Genomic DNA, 456 nt, shown 5'->3' on the forward strand with positions numbered 1-456 from the left:
CATTGCGGCTGAATCTATGGGGCTTGGCATTTGTTATATCGGCGGCATTCGGAATGAGTTGGACAAGGTGACAGAGGTGCTGCAAACGCCTGACCATGTGCTCCCGCTATTCGGGCTGGCAGTAGGTCATCCAGCGAATCTATCCGGCAANAAACCGAGACTGCCAAAGCAGGCCGTTTATCATGAGAATGCGTATAATGTGAACGCAGACGATTTCCGTCATACTATGAATACGTATGACAAAACCATTTCTGATTACTATAGAGAAAGAACAAACGGACAGCGGGAAGAAACGTGGTCCGATCAAATACTGAACTTTATGAAGCAGAAGCCGCGTACGTATTTAAATGACTACGTGAAAGAAAAGGGCTTTAATAAAAACTAAAGCCAACCTCTCCGTCTAGGAGGGGTTTTTATGTTTCACGTGTAACATATTCCGACAAATAGGGACATGCT

General features: G+C 45.1%; 1 pseudogene. It reads left to right on the forward strand.

The features are described 5' to 3' along the window. Positions 1-385: pseudogene (locus RVS70_RS22360) on the forward strand (NADPH-dependent oxidoreductase); the annotation flags it as partial. Positions 386-456 lie beyond the last annotated feature (71 nt).

This window comes from Virgibacillus sp. M23 (genome assembly GCF_034190895.1).
Classification (GTDB): domain Bacteria; phylum Bacillota; class Bacilli; order Bacillales; family Amphibacillaceae; genus Virgibacillus; species Virgibacillus salarius.